At 53.6% G+C, this 17,953-nt stretch carries 18 protein-coding genes; 12 read left to right on the top strand and 6 right to left on the bottom strand.

The window, feature by feature from the left end; all coding sequences use genetic code 11:
* Positions 1–30 precede the first annotated feature (30 nt).
* Positions 31–453 carry a lysozyme inhibitor LprI family protein gene (locus tag ACQE3Z_RS13660; protein ID WP_250652227.1) on the top strand — a complete coding sequence of 141 codons (423 nt, stop codon included), beginning with the start codon at positions 31–33 and terminating at the stop codon, positions 451–453.
* 179 nt (positions 454–632) lie between these two features.
* On the top strand, positions 633–1,748 hold the full coding sequence (locus ACQE3Z_RS13665; protein ID WP_426974207.1) for a PQQ-dependent sugar dehydrogenase: 1,116 nt from the start codon (positions 633–635) through the stop codon (positions 1,746–1,748).
* 54 nt (positions 1,749–1,802) lie between these two features.
* Here the strand turns inward: ACQE3Z_RS13665 and ACQE3Z_RS13670 are convergent, their stop codons facing one another.
* Complete coding sequence (locus ACQE3Z_RS13670) at positions 1,803–2,459, bottom strand: HAD family hydrolase (protein WP_426974208.1); 657 nt, start codon at positions 2,457–2,459, stop codon at positions 1,803–1,805.
* A gap of 253 nt (positions 2,460–2,712) precedes the next feature.
* Between ACQE3Z_RS13670 and ACQE3Z_RS13675 the strand changes: the two genes are divergently transcribed.
* On the top strand, positions 2,713–3,915 hold the full coding sequence (locus ACQE3Z_RS13675; protein WP_085067468.1) for a serine hydrolase: 1,203 nt from the start codon (positions 2,713–2,715) through the stop codon (positions 3,913–3,915).
* 332 nt (positions 3,916–4,247) lie between these two features.
* Here ACQE3Z_RS13675 and ACQE3Z_RS13680 read toward each other — a convergent pair whose 3' ends face one another.
* From ACQE3Z_RS13680 to ACQE3Z_RS13695, 4 genes are all read right to left on the bottom strand, one after another.
* A complete protein-coding gene (locus tag ACQE3Z_RS13680) occupies positions 4,248–5,534 on the bottom strand; it encodes an HAAAP family serine/threonine permease (protein WP_426974209.1) in 1,287 nt (428 codons plus the stop codon).
* Positions 5,535–6,051: 517 nt separating this feature from the next.
* Positions 6,052–6,648, bottom strand: a complete 597-nt coding sequence (gene ybjG / locus ACQE3Z_RS13685; RefSeq protein WP_426974373.1) for an undecaprenyl-diphosphate phosphatase — start codon at positions 6,646–6,648, stop codon at positions 6,052–6,054.
* Between the two features lie 2 nt (positions 6,649–6,650).
* Positions 6,651–7,388, bottom strand: coding sequence for a phosphatase PAP2 family protein (locus ACQE3Z_RS13690; protein ID WP_426974210.1), 738 nt, complete (start codon positions 7,386–7,388; stop codon positions 6,651–6,653).
* A gap of 201 nt (positions 7,389–7,589) precedes the next feature.
* The gene (locus ACQE3Z_RS13695; RefSeq protein ID WP_250652232.1) at positions 7,590–9,278 is read right to left on the bottom strand and encodes an aspartate:alanine antiporter; all 1,689 of its coding nucleotides are present in this window, start codon (positions 9,276–9,278) and stop codon (positions 7,590–7,592) included.
* A 287-nt stretch (positions 9,279–9,565) separates the two neighbouring features.
* Between ACQE3Z_RS13695 and ybjM the strand changes: the two genes are divergently transcribed.
* The gene (ybjM, locus tag ACQE3Z_RS13700; protein ID WP_426974211.1) at positions 9,566–9,940 is read left to right on the top strand and encodes an inner membrane protein YbjM; all 375 of its coding nucleotides are present in this window, start codon (positions 9,566–9,568) and stop codon (positions 9,938–9,940) included.
* A gap of 56 nt (positions 9,941–9,996) precedes the next feature.
* Here the strand turns inward: ybjM and ACQE3Z_RS13705 are convergent, their stop codons facing one another.
* Positions 9,997–10,260, bottom strand: a complete 264-nt coding sequence (locus tag ACQE3Z_RS13705; protein WP_085067463.1) for a GrxA family glutaredoxin — start codon at positions 10,258–10,260, stop codon at positions 9,997–9,999.
* 303 nt (positions 10,261–10,563) lie between these two features.
* Here ACQE3Z_RS13705 and nfsA point away from each other — a divergent pair, with 303 nt between their 5' ends.
* From nfsA to ACQE3Z_RS13745, 8 genes are all read left to right on the top strand, one after another.
* Complete coding sequence (gene nfsA / locus ACQE3Z_RS13710) at positions 10,564–11,286, top strand: oxygen-insensitive NADPH nitroreductase (protein ID WP_250652234.1); 723 nt, start codon at positions 10,564–10,566, stop codon at positions 11,284–11,286.
* Between the two features lie 20 nt (positions 11,287–11,306).
* Positions 11,307–12,209: a 30S ribosomal protein S6--L-glutamate ligase gene (rimK, locus tag ACQE3Z_RS13715; protein WP_426974212.1), complete on the top strand. Its 903-nt coding sequence runs from the start codon at positions 11,307–11,309 to the stop codon at positions 12,207–12,209.
* A 92-nt stretch (positions 12,210–12,301) separates the two neighbouring features.
* Positions 12,302–12,787, top strand: coding sequence for a YbjN domain-containing protein (locus tag ACQE3Z_RS13720; RefSeq protein WP_426974213.1), 486 nt, complete (start codon positions 12,302–12,304; stop codon positions 12,785–12,787).
* Positions 12,788–13,176: 389 nt separating this feature from the next.
* On the top strand, positions 13,177–14,289 hold the full coding sequence (gene potF / locus ACQE3Z_RS13725; RefSeq protein WP_426974214.1) for a spermidine/putrescine ABC transporter substrate-binding protein PotF: 1,113 nt from the start codon (positions 13,177–13,179) through the stop codon (positions 14,287–14,289).
* Positions 14,290–14,410: 121 nt separating this feature from the next.
* Positions 14,411–15,544 carry a putrescine ABC transporter ATP-binding subunit PotG gene (potG, locus tag ACQE3Z_RS13730; RefSeq protein WP_426974374.1) on the top strand — a complete coding sequence of 378 codons (1,134 nt, stop codon included), beginning with the start codon at positions 14,411–14,413 and terminating at the stop codon, positions 15,542–15,544.
* Positions 15,545–15,554: 10 nt separating this feature from the next.
* A complete protein-coding gene (gene potH / locus ACQE3Z_RS13735; RefSeq protein WP_426974215.1) occupies positions 15,555–16,499 on the top strand; it encodes a putrescine ABC transporter permease PotH in 945 nt (314 codons plus the stop codon).
* Positions 16,496–17,341 carry a putrescine ABC transporter permease PotI gene (gene potI / locus ACQE3Z_RS13740; protein ID WP_085067456.1) on the top strand — a complete coding sequence of 282 codons (846 nt, stop codon included), beginning with the start codon at positions 16,496–16,498 and terminating at the stop codon, positions 17,339–17,341. The genes potH and potI overlap by 4 nt, the downstream gene beginning before the upstream one ends.
* 121 nt (positions 17,342–17,462) lie before the next feature.
* Positions 17,463–17,939, top strand: a complete 477-nt coding sequence (locus ACQE3Z_RS13745; protein ID WP_085067455.1) for a YbjO family protein — start codon at positions 17,463–17,465, stop codon at positions 17,937–17,939.
* Positions 17,940–17,953: the final 14 nt, after the last annotated feature.

The raw sequence follows: 17,953 nt of genomic DNA on the forward strand, positions 1-17,953 counted from the left end.
TTACATTGCGGCACCGATTGAGGTAATCAAATGAAGTTAACCGCATTAGTACTGCTGTCGCTGACCTTTCCCGTGGTTGGCCTGGCGGCAGAGCCGGGCGAGGAGATTGATCAGCAGCTGTTGGCGTGTAAGCTGCATGCCAACAGCACGGCCGATAATGCGCAGTGCTACAGCAGTGCCATTCAGCAGTGGGATGGTGAGCTGAATAAGCAGTATCAGCTATTGCTTAACGCGCAGCCGCAGAGCGTCAGGCAGAAAATAACCGCAGCGCAGCGTAGCTGGTTGCACTATCGTGACAGCTATAACGCGGCGATTTCCGCCTATTATCAGCAGCAGCAGGGAACGGTATGGCCGCTGGTGGCGGCAGAATCAAAATTAAAGGTGATCCGGGACAAAGCGATCGATTTATATAAATTGCGCGTGAGCACCGATTTAGCCGCAGAGCAGGAATAGAGCCGTTGCAGGATAAAAAAAAGCCCGCCAACAGGACGGGCCAAACACCAGGGAAACTAAATATTAACGTTAGTTAAAAGATTAGTTAACTTTGACTTTTTGGCGAATTTTTAGCTTTTTTAAGCGCCAAAGCGTGAAAATAATCACAGTTTACTCTCTGATTCCTGAAGGAGTGCATGATGTCTCGTCCATTAATCTCTCTGGTATTAAGCGGGGCGCTGCTGTTTTCAGCCTCCTCTCTGGCGGCGCAGGTTACGGTGCAGCAGCTGCAGGACAAACTCGATCACCCCTGGTCACTGGCTTTTTTACCCGATAATAAAACCATTCTGTTGACCGAGCGGTCAGGCTCACTACGCCTGTGGCAGCCGGAAAAAGGGCTGTCGCAGCCTGTTGAAGGCGTGCCGGAGGTATGGCATCAGCGTCAGGGCGGCCTGCTGGATGTGGCGCTGGCGCCCGATTTTGCCCAAAGCCGCCGCGTCTGGCTCAGCTATACCGAAGCGGATAAAAGCGGGCGCGCCGGAGCGGTGGTTGGCTACGGCAGGCTGAGCGAAGACGGGCGTCGGCTGGCGGATTTCAGGGTAGTGCTGCGTCAGCAGCCCAGGCTTTCCGGCGGTGCTAACCTTGGCACCCGTCTCGCCTTTGACCGCGAAGGGTATCTGTGGATCGCCTTTGGCGATAATTTCCAGAGCGCAACCGCGCAGGATCTGGATAAGCTCACCGGCAAGCTGGTGCGCCTGAAAGGCGATGGTACGGTACCGCAGGATAACCCTTTTGTTACGCGGCCCAATGCGCGCCCGGAAATCTGGGCCTATGGTCTGCGTAATCCACAGGGGCTGGCGCTTAACCCCTGGACGCAGGAGATGTGGGAAAGCGAGCATGGCCCTCGCGGCGGTGATGAGGTCAATATTCCGCGAAAAGGCAAAAACTATGGCTGGCCGCTGGCTACCTGGGGCGTTGACTATAGCGGCGATAAGGTGCCTGAATCAAAAGGCGGCGAAGCGCCGGGTACAGAACAGCCGGTTTACTGGTGGAAAAATTCACCCGCCATCAGCGGCATGGCCTTTTACAATAGCGCACGTTTTCAGCCCTGGAAAAATTCGCTGTTTATCGGCGCACTGAAAGAGAAAAATTTGATTCGTCTGAGTCTGAATGGCGACAAGGTGATTGAAGAAGAGCGTTTGTTGCAGGATCGCGGCGAGCGGATCCGTGATGTGCGTCAGGGACCGGACGGTTATCTCTATGTGTTGACCGATGAGAGCAATGGCAAGCTGCTGAAGGTGGGTTTGCAGCCCTGAGCCAACAGACGGGATCCAGCCTGACCCTGTGGCATGCGGGTCAGGCTGGCGGGATTATTTTTCCCAGTGTGTGACTTCCCAGCCGCGCTGCCGCGCTTCCTGCAATAGCTGAATATCAGGGTTGATAACGCAGGCGTGATCCGCCTGTTCCAGCAGCGGGAGATCGGTAATCGAATCGCTGTAGGCCCAGGTATGCTGAAAACGTTTCTCATGTTGCAGCGATCGCCAGTCAGCCAAATGAGGCGCTTTGCCTGCTCGCCCGTCTAGGGTGCTGCAAGGCTGGCCGCTGTAGCGATCGTTGATAATCTCCACGCCCACCGCCAGCGCGCCGTGTAGCCCAAGCCGCTGCGCTATGGGCGTTAACAGATGCTCGCCTCCGGCGGAGACCAGCATAATGGTGTCGCCGCGCTGCTGATGCCAGGCAAGCCGTTCACGGGCGGCGGGGTAGACGCGCGGCACAATATCACGCTGTATAAAGCGGCGAACCCAACCGCTGACGGTTAGCGTCGCCATCCCGGTTAACGGTGCCAGCGTCCTGTTCATATAGGTTTCCAGCGGGATCTCTCCCTGACGATACTGCGCCATTAATCTCTGCTCTTCAACAATTAAGCTTTCAGGCGCGTAGCCTTGCGATGCCAGCCAGCGCATCCACAGGCTGTTGCTGTTTGCACAAATCAGCGTTTCATCAAGATCGAAAAGCGCTAAATCCATGGTGATTCTCCTCGGAGCGGGTTTAATCAGATTAGCGGAATTTTGTGATCGTCTTACTTGATTTATGCAAAATCAGAATCAACCCTGGTCTGTGTGATTTGTGTTAAGGCACAGGATAAGGTTTATCTAATAAACTCTAAGAAACTTTACGATGCAGCCGTTTTAATCAGCGCGCCGACAGGTTAGCGTAAGACGCTGCGTTTCATATCCTAATGAAACTTATGATATTTTTTACAGGTTATCTGATTCCATCATGAAAAAATTGCGTCTTCACGCCGGCGTTGGTTCGCTGGCGCTCTGCGGCACGTTGTTGCTGCTTCCCGTTGTTGTTAATGCCGTACAGGCGCCTGCTGCGCCACAGGTTGAGGCTAAAGCCTGGGTACTGATGGATTACGCCAGCGGCCAGGTGCTGGCGGAGGCCAATGCCGATCAGCGTCTCGATCCCGCCAGCCTGACGAAAATTATGTCCAGCTATGTGATTGGTCAGGCGCTTAAAAGCGGCAAGATTACCCGCGACGATATGGTTACCGTAGGGCAGGATGCCTGGGCGACCGGTAATCCGGTTCTTAAGGGATCGTCGCTGATGTTTCTCAAGCCCGGCGACCGGATTCCGGTGTCGGAGCTGAATAAAGGCATAGTGATTCAGTCAGGTAACGATGCCAGTATTGCGCTGGCGGATTACGTGGCGGGCAGTCAGGATGCCTTTGTCGGGCTGATGAATAATTATGCTAACGCGCTGGGGCTGAAAAATACCCATTTCAAAACCGTTCACGGGCTGGATGCGGAAGGTCAGTACAGTACCGCGCGCGATATGGCGTTGCTGGGGCAGGCGCTGATTCGTGATGTGCCGGAAGAGTATGCGTTGAATAAAGAGAAGTCGTTTACGTTCAATAACATTACCCAGCGTAACCGCAATCGTCTGCTGTGGAGCAGCAATTTGCATGTTGATGGGATTAAAACCGGTCATACGTCAGGCGCAGGCCATAATCTGGTGGCCTCGGCTACCGAAGGGGATATGCGTTTGATTTCCGTGGTTATGGGCGCGGAGACCGACAGTATCCGTTTTCGCGAAAGTGAAAAGCTGTTGACCTGGGGCTTCCGTTTTTATGAAACGGTCACGCCGGTTAAGGCCGATGCGCCTTTTACTCAGCAGCGCGTCTGGTTTGGCGATCGCAATGAGGTTGCGCTTGGCGTGGCAAAAGATGCTGCCCTGACTATCCCGAAAGGGCAAATGAAAGATTTGAAAGCCAGTTTTACCCTGAGTTCGCCGCAGCTGGAGGCACCGCTGAAAAAGCATCAGCAGGTGGGAACGATTAATTTCCAGCTGGATGGCAAGACGATTGCGCAACGGCCGCTGGTGGTACTGGAGCCGGTGCAGGAGGGCAGTTTTTTTAGCCGGATGTTTGATTTTGTGATGATGAAGCTGAACGGCTGGTTTGGTCAGTGGTTCTCGTAGGCGCGTTTGCCGCCGGCGAGAGAAGTTCAGGCCGTTCTGTGTCTGTTTGAAGTCTGAGTTTTCGGTGTCAGCACGGAAAGTCCAGATTGATAGACGCCTGCGTGAAAAGTTCAGGTCGATCGTAAAAACGCAAAATATGTCATCCCTGACAGCTCGACCCGCGCCGCCCATGGCGCGGGACGCTTTACTCTTCTGTCTGGACTTTCTGCGCCTTGTGCTCGCGATAGCTGTGGCCTGAACTTTCCACGCTTTGTGTTCCGGAGATAGTTGAGGCCTGGACTGCCGTAGAAAATAAGGAAGGCCAGCAGTGTGCTGGCCTGGCTTGTAGCGAATTAACCCAGAAGGGAAAAGACGATAGCGGAGATGGAGATCAGGCCAATAAGCGTGACAAAGATATTGCTCAGCGCACCGCTGTAGCGACGCATCGCCGGTACTTTATTGATAGCGTACATCGGCATCAGGAACAGCAGGACCGCAATAATCGGACCGCCCAGCGTTTCAATCATGCCAAGAATGCTGGGGTTCCAGGTCGCCACCAGCCAGGTGGTCAGCAGCATAAACAGGGCGGTAAAGCGGTTCAGCTTCTTCTCATCCATGCTTTTGCCGCGACTGCGCAGGCTTTTGATAATTAACCCATTGAAGCCTTCGCGCGCGCCAAGATAGTGGCCCAGAAACGATTTGGTGATCGCCACGATAGCCACAATCGGCGCCATCCACGCCATCATCGGCGTATTAAAGTGGTTAGCCAGATAGGAAAGAATCGAAATATTTTGCGCTTTGGCTTCCGCCAGGTTGGCTGGCGACAGTGACAGCACGCAGCTAAAGACGAAAAACATTACCGTCAGCACCATCATCATATGGCTGAGCGCCAGAATGCGTGAGCATTTTGCTTCAGCCTCTTCGCCATATTCCTGACGTTTAGCTACGGCAAAGGCGGAGATGATCGGCGAATGGTTAAAAGAGAAAACCATTACCGGCAGCGCCAGCCATAAGGTCATTCCCAGGCCGCTACCGCTGCCGCTTAATGAGGCGTGCTGGAAAATCGCTGTGCTCCAGTTAGGGATTAACCACAGCGCCAGCAGCATCAGCACTCCAACAAACGGGAATACCAGCATGCTCATGGTTTTCACAATCGCCTCTTTACCGAAGCGCACAATCATCATCAGGCCGACAATCAGCAGCAGAGCCAGCAGCGCGCGCGGCGGTGCCTGCATGTGCAGCTGGTGGGTCAGAAAGCTTTCTACGGTATTGGTGATCGCCACGCTGTAGACCAGCAGGATAGGGTAAATCGCGAAGAAGTAGAGCAGGGTAATGACTTTACCGGCGCCTACGCCGAAATGTTCTTCCACTACCTCGGTGATATCTTCGCCTGGCTTGCTGCCGGAAAGCACAAAGCGGCACAGGCCACGGTGCGCATAATAGGTCATTGGGAAGGCCAGCAGGGCCATGATGATCAGCGGAATTAGCCCACCAATGCCGGCATTAATCGGTAAAAAGAGGACACCCGCGCCAATGGCGGTGCCGTACAGTCCTAACATCCACATGGTATCGGTTTTACGCCAGCTGCTAACGCGTGCTGCCGTCCGCCCGTTCTGGATTGCGGTTTGCTGTGAAGCCATTACCATCTCCATGAGTAACGTATGAATATAAAACCGCCAGCGCTCAGTTAAATCCTGCGAAATTTCCGCCGTCGGCAAACAGAATGAATATTGGAATTCTCCATTTTCGCGGCACACTCTACCACCATCTAAATAAGTTAAAAGTGCCAGCAGAGCGCTATCAGGTGATAACGATCACAATACAAAGAATAAATTAGGCTTGATAAGCTGGATGTTTAATTATTTTTAATTTAATTGTCTAAGTTTGTTGTGAAACATAGAGGATAAGGCTGAACTCTTATCTTTTTAGCGGTAGCAAATAGCGTCTCCTTTTGTCCGATTTTTAAGCGCTTAAGATTTTATTTCTATTTAAATCAATCAATTAAAATATCATTTGTTTAATATTTATCCCTTTTGCGCAACCTATTTAATTAGAAAAGGCATCTTTTGCGCAATAAGAACGGGCAAAGATACAACTGGCGATAAATAAAAAGAGATAAAAAAAGGCCTGTTAAACAGGCCTGTGAAAGAAGGTAAATTAATTGCGCACCCAGCCTTTTCTGATCGGCAGGGAAAAAAGCAGGCGATAAATCTGATGCAGTAATTTCATTAGCGGCTCGCCGTACCACGGCCAGGCCAGTTGCGAGAACAGGCAGCCCAGCAGGCCTACCAGCAGTCCGCCCAGCATATCCATCGGCCAGTGTACGCCCAGATAAATTCGTGACCAGGCGATAGCTAAGCCGATCGCCATCAGCACCATGCCAGACCAGATGCGATGCCAAAAGATAAAGGCCAGGGCAAAAGTAAAGATGGTGGTGCCGTGGTCGCTGGGGTAAGAGTCATCCGGCGCATGCGACAGAAATTGATGGCCCAGTCCAATGGCGAAAGGACGTGGATGCGGAAACAGCTGTCCCACGCACCAGGAGATCGCCAGCGCATAAAGCAGAGCGATACCGGTTTTCAATACCAATGTCCGAATGCCAAGGTGCGGCCCCCATAGCCACAGCACGGCGATCAGCAGCGGGACGATAGCGATTAAGTCTTTGGCGATAAAGATCGCCAGTTCCAGTAACCAGGCCGCTGACTGCGGCGTGGCGTTGATCCAGAGAAACAGCATCCGGTTCAACTCTTCCATCATTATTTCTTCCTCATCTTATTCATCAGGTACGTTACACACCTGTAAGTCAACAGCTGCGCCAGCCAAACCCACCAGCCTGCCCATAAATTATGAGTAAGGAAGTGCGCGCCGCGCATCATTTGCCCGTAACCCATCACTAAGCCCAGCACTACGGCTCCGCTCCAGCACAGCCAGGCAAGGCGTCGGCGCGTCGGCCAGTAAAGGAAAAACAGCGCCATTAAACTGAAGCCGCTTGAAGCATGACCACCCGGAAAACAGCGGCCAGGCCCGCTATCTGGCGGCACAACGCCAAACAGCGGCCAGGCAACGGCCTTGCCGCCGAACATCACCAGATCCCACGGACACGAATGCGCGCTGGTCGCTTTGAGCACGCCCACCACCAGCGGACCGATACCTGTCAGCAATGCCACCAGAATCCAGCGAGGCTGGCGACGCAGCAACCCGGCGATCAACAGCGTAACGCCGGTCGCGATCACCATATCCTTCAGCAGCCGGTGATTGATAAGATCCAGCCAGCGATTATCTTTCCATGGAAAGCGCTGCGTCAGTGGATCGAACCAGTAACCGGCTAGCGCATTGTCCAGAGTGCCGTCACGAGCGAGCCATAAAAACAGCAGGCCAAAAACTGCCAGTAAAACAGCGTGGATAGCGTAAAAGCGTGCGGATAAAGGGTAAAGCGCGTTAATCCTAATCGGGGGTAATGTTTCGTGTTGGTTTAACTTTGAAGAAAGTTGCATGACAGTGTCCATAGCTCATTACAGACAGGCTATAGTGCGCAGCGGCGCTTAGGAAAACATTAAGAGGCAGGGAAACAGCCATAAAAAAACCCGCTAATCATTGATTAACGGGCTCCACAATTTGGGATTTCAAAGAAAAGCAGTGGCACTTATTCAGACTGTCTCTCGCTAAAGAAGTTCGCAGCCGAATTCAAATATTTTTTAACCACCCAGCGCCGGCCAGATAATCACGATAAGCGTACCCGCCAGCGTCAGCAAAACGTTGGCGATGGCATAGGTGCCGGCATAGCCCAGCGCCGGTATATTACTGCGCGCCGTATCGCTGATGATCTCCATCGCCGGGGCACAGGTACGCGCGCCCATAATCGCTCCGAACAGCAGCGCGCGGTTCATGCGCAGCACGTAGGCACCAAACAGGTAGCAGAGCACCACCGGCAGCAGGCTGACCAGCAGCCCGCTCAGCAGCATCAGCAGACCGGTTTCGCCCAGCCCGTGGCCGAGACCGCTGCCAGCGCTCAGGCCGACGCCCGCCATAAATACCATCAGGCCAAACTCTTTAACCATGGTTAACGCGCCCTGCGGGATATAGCCGAAAGTAGGGTGGTTGGCGCGTAAAAAACCCAGCATGATGCCCGCAAACAGCAGACCGGCCGCGTTGCCAATGCCAAAGCTAAACGCACTGAATTGAAAGCTCACCATGCCAATCATCAGGCCGATAATAAAAAAGGCGCAGAAGGCCAGCAGATCGGTGACCTGACTGTGAATAGAGATAAAGCCGATGCGATCCGCCAGGCTTTTCACTCGACGGGCTTCGCCGCTTACCTGTAGCACGTCGCCTTTGTTCAGCATAATGCTTTCATCAATCGGCATTTCAATCTGGCTGCGAATAACACGGTTAAGAAAACAGCCGTGATCGGTGAGCTTCAAATGGCTCAGGCGTCGGTTCACCGCATTGTTATTCTTGACCACGATCTCTTCCGTTACGATGCGCATATCCAGCAGGTCACGATCGAAAACCTCTTTACCGTTACGGAAGCTGGGGTCGAGCCGCGCGTGGGCATCGGGATAGCCCACCAGGGAAATTTCGTCGCCCAGCTGCAGCACCGCATCGCCGTCAGGGCTGGCCAGGATACCGTTACGACGAATACGCTCAATATAGCAGCCGGTCTGACGGTAAATGCCCAGCTCACGCAGGTTTTTTCCATCCGCCCAGGCGACCAGCTCCGGACCTACGCGATAGGCGCGGATCACCGGCAGATAAACTTTGCGCTGGCTGTCGGTGTCCAGACCGCGCTCACGCGCGATTTGCTGGGCGCAGGTCGGCAGGTCCTGATGCTGCAGGCGCGGCAGATAGCGCGCGCCAAAAATCAGACTGACCAGGCCAACCAGGTAGGTCAGGGCGTAGCCAAGACTGAGGTGATCCTGCATCTGGTCAAGCAGATGGCTGTCGCTCATTGACTGTCGCAGCGTATCGCCCGCGCCCACCAGCACCGGGGTTGAGGTCATCGCGCCCGCCAGCATACCCGCCGTCAGTCCAATATCCCAGCCGAAGGCTTTGCCCAGCGCCAGCGCTAACAGCATGGCGCTGGACACCATCACCAATGCCAGCATCAGATAGTTTTTACCGTCGCGGAAAAAAATAGAAAAGAAATTGGGACCGGCTTCCACTCCCACGCAAAAAATAAAAAGCATAAAACCCAGGCTAAGCGCATCGGTATTAATTGAGAAATGCTGCTGGCCCAGTAATAGTGAAACCACTAAAACACCAATGGAATTACCCAGTTGCACTGACCCCAGGCGTAATTTGCCCAGGCACAGTCCTAAAGCCAGCACAACGAATAATAACAATATATCATTCCGACTTAACAAATCTGCGACGTTTATATTCACGTATTAACTTCTTGTTTACCAGTAACTTGTTGAAATTCATGGCATTCCAGGCTAACGTTTATTCCTGTGGCCGCTATGGTAAGCCAGACAGGTTAGCGTCTGGAAAGCTGTATTCAGGAGTAAGTATAGAGTGGCATTCATTTTATTCATTTATTCAGCAGACCTCCAGCAGAAAGCCGCAGCAAAACAAAATATTTATTAACTTTTACTCGTTAATTTTTTAACAGCCTTTGGCGTGAATAGTTATTTTGACAATCCTGGTTCGCACAAATAAACGAGGAAAGATTATGCTGTTGTATAGCGTCCGTTGGCCGGGCGTCGTAATTTGTATGACGCTTTACTGCGCAACATTTTTCGTGACTCGTTATGGCGGCGCTGAAGAGACGCCAGGGCAAACCTCTGAGCAAACCGGTCTGCTGCTGTTTATGTTGCCAGGCCTGATTGCCGCGATGATCAATCGTCATACGCCGCTGGCACAGGCTTTAATGGCCGCGGTAGCCGCAACGCCCTTCTGCATGCTGATGGGCATCAGCGGCACCTTTATGCCTTTTCCGCTGCTGCAGGAGCTGGCATGGATGACCAGCGCCATCTTTTGGTGCGGCTTTGGCGCGCTGCTGGTGATGCTGTGGCGTACGCTGGCGGCTTCGCGCATTACACGCTAACCGCCATAAAAAAACCGACGCGCTCTGTAGCGGGCCGGTTTTTTTATGCCTGTAATTTACAGTGCGACGCCCAGGTTCGCTTTGCTCCAGGCGTTGAAGTCAGTGAAACCGCCGAGATGCTGCTGATCAACAAAAATCTGGGGGACCGTTTCTACCGGTTTGCCCACGGTTTTTTCCAGGTCCGCTTTGGTAATGCCTTCGGCCTGAATATCAACGTAGCGGAAATTAAAATCGTCACGCTCTGCGGTCAACTTCTCCGCCAGTTCTTTTGCACGCACACAGTAAGGGCAGCTGGGGCGACCAAAAATGACTGCAAGCATCGTTATCTCCTTTATGTCATATTTTTGTGTGAATTATGTCACACTTTTAAGCTCAGTAAACGCATCATGAACCGCAACCTTCACCATTGTAAAGAAGGCTCTGCCTGTTGGTACAATGTGCAGAGGCTATGCGCCAGAACGGGAAGGACGTTTTACTATTAAGCCCCGTGCGCTTATTTTAAGCGTATCGTCCTGATGTGTCCGCCGCCATCGCGCTGATGCGCTGCCCTAAGCAGGTGATGGCGCCTGACGTTTTTGGCTGCAGTGGGGACGATACTTCATCAAAAAATTCCGGAGATTTACATGACGCCGACTATTGAACTGTTACGTACGCATCGTTCGATTCGTGCTTTTACCGATCAACCGATTAGCGATGAACAGCGTGAGGCGATTATCGCCGCTGCGCAGTCGGCTTCTACGTCCAGCTTTTTACAGTGCTCTTCTATTATCCGTATCACCGATAAAGCCTTACGGGAACAGATGGTGACGCTCAGCGGCGGTCAGCAATATGTGGCGCAGGCGGCGGAGTTTTGGGTTTTCTGCGCCGATTTCCAGCGCAATCTGCAAATTTGTCCCGAGGCGCAGCTGGGCCTGGCGGAGCAGCTATTGTTAGGCTGCGTTGATACCGCCATCATGGGCCAGAATGCGATGGTGGCCGCCGAGTCGCTGGGGCTGGGCGGCGTCTATATCGGCGGGATCCGTAATAACATTGAACAGGTCACAGAGTTGTTGGGCTTGCCGCAGCATGTGCTGCCGCTGTTTGGCATGTGTCTGGGTTGGCCGCAGCATGAACCCGATGTGAAACCGCGTATGCCCGCCACGATGCTGGTGCATGAAAACCGCTATCAGCCGCTGGATCGTCACCAGCTTGATGAGTACGATCGTCAGCTGGAGGCTTACTATCAGCAGCGTGACAGCAATCAACGCAGCGATAATTTCAGCAACCATATTCGACGCACTATCGTGCGTGAAAGCCGTCCTTTTATTCTGGATTACCTGCATAAGCAGGGTTGGGCAACGCGATAACTGGATGCGGAGACCGCTGGGTGAAAATTGCCATCCTTTCCCGTGATGCAACGCTTTACTCCTGTAAGCGGCTGCGCGAGGCCGCGCTGGCGCGCGGTCATCAGGTTGATACCATCGACCCGCTTTCCTGTTATATGAATATCAATCCCGCTTCGGCGGCGGTGCACTACCGTGGCGAACTGCTGCCGCATTACGATGCGGTGATCCCCCGTATCGGTCCGGCAACCACCTTTTACGGCACTGCGGTGCTGCGTCAGTTTGAAATGTGCGGCAGCTATCCGCTGAATGAATCGTTGGCGATTACCCGGGCGCGCGACAAGCTGCGTTCGCTGCAGCTGCTGGCGCGCCAGGGCATCGATATGCCGGTTACTGGTTTCGCCCATTCTCCCGACGATACCCACGATCTGATGGAGATGGTGGGCGGCGCGCCGCTGGTGGTAAAGCTGGTAGAGGGGACCCAGGGCATCGGCGTGGTGCTGGCAGAAACGCGTCAGGCGGCGGAAAGCGTGATTGACGCCTTTCGCGGTCTGAACGCGCACATTATGGTGCAGGAGTTTATTAAAGAGGCGCAGGGGCGTGATATTCGCTGCCTGGTGATCGGCGATGAAGTGGTGGCAGCCATTGAGCGTGAAGCGAAAGAGGGCGATTTCCGCTCTAATTTACATCGTGGCGGCCGCGCTCGCTGCGTCGAAATTACGCCGCGTGAACGGGAGATTGCGGTCAGGGCGGCGGCCACGCTTGGGCTGGACGTAGCGGGGGTGGATATTTTGCGCGCCCGGCGCGGCCCGCTGGTAATGGAAGTTAATGCCTCGCCGGGTCTGGAAGGCATTGAAAAAACTACCGGGTTGAATATCGCGGCGATGATGATTGACTGGATAGAGCAACATGCTCGCCCCGGTTTCAGTCTGAAAACCGGCGGGTAACCCGCCTTTTTGACCCTCGGACGTGGTTTTCAGGTTGCTTTTTCCGTAAGCTATTGCGCTTATTTCATCGCGGTATTATAGGGCAGTAGCATATGGATTCACTCGTCGTTCCAGACTTAGACGTATTACGACGTTGGCTGGATCAGCAGAGCATTACCTGGTTTGAATGTGACGCCTGTCAGGCGCTACATTTGCCGCACATGCAGAATTTTGATGGCGTTTTCGATGCCAAGATCGATCTGGTAGATAACGTCATTCTTTTCTCCGCCCTCGCCGAGGTTAAACCAACGGCGCTGATCCCGCTGGTAGGCGATCTTTCACAAATCAATGCCGCCTCGCTAACCGTAAAAGCCTTTCTTGATATTCAGGACGATAATTTACCCAAGCTGATTGTTTGCCAGTCGTTAATGACCAATGCGGGCATTACCTATGGCCAGTTTGTGCATTTCCTGCGCCAGAGCGAAGAGCAGATCTCAATGGTGATTATGGAAGCCTTCGCCAATAATCTGCTGATAAACGGCGAGGCTGAAGAAGACGATCTGGTGGTTCCCGGAAACCGCCTGCCGGTGCTGCACTGAGTTCTGTTCACACCCCACTTTCCCTTTTTGCACCGCTTCCCGATATTCTTACCGGGCAAGCGGCGCAATTCACATTTTTATTCTGCAGTTTGCCCTTTAATGCCAGATATTTATCGCCGTTTATGCCCTGTCTGGCGTATCACATAGATGAAACATGCATAAATAATCGATAAAAGGCGTTTTTTACTCTGAGGTATAGCCTGAAGGGCACGCTGCGGCTATGCTTGCGAGGCTGCATAAGAAGTCTCTTAAACCACACTGAGCAATACGCTTTTCCTGTTATGCCTGTGGTGAATAATGATTCATTCTCTGTTTTACACGCAGGAAGCCATCCGGTTTCTTTTGTTCTGCATCGTTGAGATTGACCCCGTTTCTGGAGGAAGGAAAACATGTTAAACAACCACAGCAAAAAATGGTTGTCTGGTGTGATAGCTGGTGCGCTGATGGCGGTTTCCGCCGGCACGATGGCGGAGCAGAAAACGCTGCATGTCTATAACTGGTCGGATTATATTTCGCCGGATACCGTACCGGGCTTTGAAAAGCAGACCGGAATTAAAGTGGTTTACGACGTTTTTGATTCCAACGAAGTGCTGGAAGGCAAACTGATGGCGGGCAGCACCGGCTATGATGTTGTGGTGCCGTCGTCCAGCTTCCTGGCGCGTCAGCTGCAGTCCGGCGTGTTTCAGGAGCTGGATAAAAGCAAACTGCCCAATTATAAAAACCTTGATCCTGAGCTGCTGAAAAAAGTTGAGCAGCACGATCCGGGCAATAAGTATGCGATCCCTTACCTCTGGGCAACCACCGGTATCGGCTACAATGTCGAAAAAGTGAAAGCGGCGCTGGGCAAAGATGCGCCAGTGGACAGCTGGGATCTGGTGCTGAAACCAGAAAATCTTGCGAAGCTGAAAAGCTGCGGCGTTTCTTTCCTGGATGCGCCAGAAGAGATTTTCGCTACCGTGCTGAACTACCTCGGCAAAGATCCCAACAGCAGCGATGCGAAAGATTATTCAGGTGCGGCGACCGATCTGCTGTTAAAGCTGCGACCCAACATCCGTTATTTCCACTCTTCTCAGTACATTAACGATCTGGCCAACGGCAATACCTGCGTGGCGATCGGCTGGGCCGGAGATATTCTGCAGGCGAAAGAGCGTGCGGCGGAAGCGAAGAACGGCGTCGATATCGCCTACAGCATTCCGAAAGAGGGCGCGCTGGCCTTCTTCGATATGATGGCGATTCCAAAAGATGCGAAAAACCTGGATGCCGCCTATCAATGGCTGAACTACATCATGGATCCGAAAGTGATTGCGCATATTTCCGACAAGATGTTCTACGCTAACGGTAACAAGGCCTCGCTGCCGCTGATTAGTGAAGAAATACGCAATAACCCAGGCATCTTCCCTGGACCGGAAACCATGTCCAAACTGTTCGTGCTGAAAGTACAGGAACCTAAACTTGATCGTGTGCGTACCCGTGCATGGACCAAAGTGAAAAGCGGTAAGTAATTCGACTAACAAGAATCATCATCGCAGGTTAACGACAACAGAGGCGCGGTATCGGCCTCTGTTGTCTCATTTGTGCGGCTGCGTGCCGCGAGTTTCCGCTAATTGCCGGAGAGAGATGTTAGTGAACGACGCGATCCCCCGTCATCCCCAAAAAACGGCAAAGGCCCTGACGCCGCTGCTGGAAATCCGTAATCTGACCAAGTCATTTGATGGACAGCACGCCGTAGACGATGTCAGTTTGACCATTTATAAAGGCGAGATTTTTGCGCTGCTTGGCGCATCAGGCTGTGGTAAATCCACCCTGCTGCGTATGCTGGCGGGATTTGAAGCACCGACTCAAGGGCAGATTCTGCTGGACGGTCAGGATCTCTCCCACGTGCCGCCTTATCAGCGCCCCATTAATATGATGTTTCAGTCCTATGCGCTCTTTCCGCATATGACGGTAGAGCAGAACATCGCCTTTGGTTTAAAGCAGGACAAGCTGTCGAAGAGCGATATCGCCGAGCGCGTGGCGGAGATGCTGGCGCTGGTGCATATGCAGGAATTCGCCAAACGCAAACCCCACCAGCTTTCCGGCGGCCAGCGTCAGCGCGTGGCGCTGGCACGTAGCCTGGCAAAACGACCGAAGCTGCTGCTGCTGGATGAGCCGATGGGCGCGCTGGATAAAAAGCTGCGCGATCGTATGCAGCTTGAAGTAGTGGATATCCTGGAGCGTGTCGGCGCTACCTGCGTCATGGTAACGCACGACCAGGAAGAAGCGATGACCATGGCTGGCCGTATCGCCATTATGAATCGCGGCAAGTTTGTGCAAATCGGCGAGCCGGAAGAGATCTACGAGCATCCCACCAGTCGCTACAGCGCAGAATTTATTGGCTCCGTGAATGTGTTTGAAGGCCTGCTGCGCGAACGCCGCACGGACGGGCTGGTGATCGACAGTCCCGGACTGGTGCATCCGCTGAAAGTGGCTTCGGACGTCTCTGTGATGGATAACGTCCCGGTTTCTATCGCGCTGCGTCCGGAAAAGGTGATGCTGTGCGATCAGGTACCGGAGGACGGTTGCAACTTTGCCGTGGGTGAAGTGGTGCATATCGCCTATCTGGGCGATCTGTCGATTTATCATGTGCGGTTGCATAGCGGACAGATGATCAGCGCGCAGCTGCAAAACGCGCATCGTTTCCGCGAAGGCGCGCCGACCTGGGGCGATGAAGTGCGCCTTAGCTGGGACGCCAACAGCTGCGTCGTGCTGACAGTATAAGAGAGCCGATATGAAACAACCTGCTGCTGCTGCGCATTCCGGCAACCTGCGTCGTACGCTGACCCGGCTAAAAACCGCTCACGGGCGCAAACTGGCGATCGCGCTGCCTTATCTTTGGCTGACGCTGTTTTTCCTGCTGCCGTTTCTGATCGTATTGAAAATCAGCTTCGCTGAGATCGCGCGCGCGATCCCGCCCTACACCGAGCTGCTCTCCTGGGCGGACGATCAGCTGACGCTGGTGTTTAATCTGGCGAACTATCTGCAGCTGACGGACGATCCGCTCTATATCGAAGCCTATTTGCAGTCGCTGAAGGTGGCGGCGATCTCCACGCTGATCTGCCTGCTGGTGGGCTATCCGCTGGCCTGGGCGGTGGCGCACAGTAAACCTTCGGTGCGCAATATTTTGCTGCTGCTGGTGCTGCTGCCCTCCTGGACCTCCTTCCTGGTGCGCGTTTACGCCTGGATGGGGTTACTGAACAGCAACGGTATCCTTAACCGCTTTTTGCTGTGGCTGGGCGTGATCGATCATCCGCTGGCGATCCTCTATACCAATACCGCAGTCTATATCGGTATCGTTTACTGCTATCTGCCATTTATGGTGCTGCCGATCTACACCGCTTTGACGCGCATCGACTATTCGCTGGTTGAGGCGTCGCTCGATCTGGGCGCGCGCCCGTTAAAAACCTTTTTTAGCGTGATTGTGCCGCTGACCAAAAACGGCATCATTGCCGGTTCGATGCTGGTGTTTATTCCGGCGGTGGGGGAGTACGTGATCCCCGAACTGCTGGGCGGACCGGATAGCATCATGATTGGCCGGATCCTGTGGCAGGAGTTTTTCAATAACCGTGACTGGCCGGTCGCGTCGGCATTGGCGGTCATTATTTTGTTGATCCTGATCCTGCCGATTATCTGGTTCCATAAGCATCAAAATAAGACTCTGGGAGAAAAAGCATGAGTAATCTGCCCGCGGTTCGCTCTCCGTGGCGGCTGGTGATCCTGCTGCTCTGCTTCAGCTTCCTCTATGCGCCGATGCTGCTGCTGGTGATCTATTCCTTTAACAGTTCGCAGCTGGTTACCGTCTGGGAAAGCTTTTCGCTGCACTGGTATCAGGTGCTGTTTCAGGATAGCGCGATGATTAGCGCGGTCACGCTCAGCCTGACTATTGCTGCGCTCAGCGCCACCATGGCCGTGGTGCTGGGCACTATCGCGGCGGTGGTGATCGTGCGTTTTGGTCGTTTCAAAGGCTCAACCGGCTTCGCTTTTATGCTGACCGCGCCGCTGGTAATGCCGGATGTGATCACCGGCCTGTCTTTGCTGCTGCTGTTTGTGGCGATGGGGCATGCAATCGGCTGGCCCAGCGATCGCGGCATGCTTACCATCTGGCTGGCGCACGTCACTTTCTGTACCGCTTACGTTGCGGTGGTGATTAATTCGCGTCTGCGCGAGCTGGATCGCTCTATTGAGGAAGCGGCGATGGATCTTGGCGCAACGCCGCTGAAGGTATTTTTCGTGATCACCGTACCGATGATCGCGCCAGCGCTGGTAACCGGCTGGCTGCTGGCCTTTACGCTATCGCTGGATGACCTGGTGATTGCCAGCTTCGTTACCGGACCTGGCGCTACAACGTTGCCGATGGCGATTTTCGCTACCGTGCGGCGCGGGGTGAACCCGGAAATCAACGCGCTGGCGTCGCTGATTTTGTTTGTGGTCGGGCTGGTGGGCTTTATCGCCTGGCGCTTTATGGCCCATGAAGAAAAACAGCGGGTGCGGGATATTCAGAAAGCGAAACGTAGCTAAAATCCGAAACCTTTGCCACTATAACAACAGGCTGTACAGGCGGTTAGTCCGGTCCGGTTTTCTTTATGGAGCGGATTTCCGCCGTTTTAGTCGCCTTGTCGCAATGGGAGGAGTTCGGTGAATGTCGGAAGTGTTCAGATTCGGTAAGGCGGCAGTTCGCCCGCAGCAGGCACCGGTGCCGGTCATGATTGCCGGTCAGGCGATTATCGCCACTCGCTGTATTAGCGTGCTGTTGCTGGTTAATGAACTGGGGTATGACGGCATAGCCGATTTTATTCATCGTAGTGCCCAGGCCTGGGACTCCACGCTGATTTTTGTCGCCAGCCAGATGCTGTTTTTTATCGAACTGCGCTGCGCGCTGACGCTGATGCGTGGCTCGCGCCGTGGTCGCCTGCTCTATGCGCTCAGCCAGGCAGTTGTGCTGCTCTATTTGTGGGCCGCTTCTATAGGCTGGATCTACCCAGAGATTTTCAGTATTAGCGGTGCCAGTAATGGAGAGATCTTTCATCGCCTGATTCTGCATAAGTCGCCCGATCTGCTGGTGCTGCTGCTGCTGTTTCTTCCCGCCAGCAGTCGGCAATTTTTCCAGCGCCGCTGAGCGCTGGGTGCTAC

It is taken from the genome of Pantoea sp. FN0307 (assembly GCF_050113815.1).
GTDB classification, from domain to species: Bacteria; Pseudomonadota; Gammaproteobacteria; order Enterobacterales; family Enterobacteriaceae; genus Mixta; species Mixta alhagi.

Coding starts and splice junctions, on each gene's coding strand:
- potH (WP_426974215.1), top strand. CDS start 15,555: ATGAAACAACCTGCTGCTGCTGCGCATTCCGGCAACCTGCGTCGTACG.
- ACQE3Z_RS13720 (WP_426974213.1), top strand. CDS start 12,302: ATGGATTCACTCGTCGTTCCAGACTTAGACGTATTACGACGTTGGCTG.
- ybjM (WP_426974211.1), top strand. CDS start 9,566: ATGCTGTTGTATAGCGTCCGTTGGCCGGGCGTCGTAATTTGTATGACG.
- ACQE3Z_RS13705 (WP_085067463.1), bottom strand. CDS start 10,260: ATGCTTGCAGTCATTTTTGGTCGCCCCAGCTGCCCTTACTGTGTGCGT.
- ACQE3Z_RS13690 (WP_426974210.1), bottom strand. CDS start 7,388: ATGCAACTTTCTTCAAAGTTAAACCAACACGAAACATTACCCCCGATT.
- ybjG (WP_426974373.1), bottom strand. CDS start 6,648: ATGGAAGAGTTGAACCGGATGCTGTTTCTCTGGATCAACGCCACGCCG.
- nfsA (WP_250652234.1), top strand. CDS start 10,564: ATGACGCCGACTATTGAACTGTTACGTACGCATCGTTCGATTCGTGCT.
- ACQE3Z_RS13745 (WP_085067455.1), top strand. CDS start 17,463: ATGTCGGAAGTGTTCAGATTCGGTAAGGCGGCAGTTCGCCCGCAGCAG.
- ACQE3Z_RS13670 (WP_426974208.1), bottom strand. CDS start 2,459: ATGGATTTAGCGCTTTTCGATCTTGATGAAACGCTGATTTGTGCAAAC.
- ACQE3Z_RS13665 (WP_426974207.1), top strand. CDS start 633: ATGTCTCGTCCATTAATCTCTCTGGTATTAAGCGGGGCGCTGCTGTTT.
- ACQE3Z_RS13660 (WP_250652227.1), top strand. CDS start 31: ATGAAGTTAACCGCATTAGTACTGCTGTCGCTGACCTTTCCCGTGGTT.
- ACQE3Z_RS13680 (WP_426974209.1), bottom strand. CDS start 5,534: ATGGCTTCACAGCAAACCGCAATCCAGAACGGGCGGACGGCAGCACGC.
- ACQE3Z_RS13675 (WP_085067468.1), top strand. CDS start 2,713: ATGAAAAAATTGCGTCTTCACGCCGGCGTTGGTTCGCTGGCGCTCTGC.
- potI (WP_085067456.1), top strand. CDS start 16,496: ATGAGTAATCTGCCCGCGGTTCGCTCTCCGTGGCGGCTGGTGATCCTG.
- potF (WP_426974214.1), top strand. CDS start 13,177: ATGTTAAACAACCACAGCAAAAAATGGTTGTCTGGTGTGATAGCTGGT.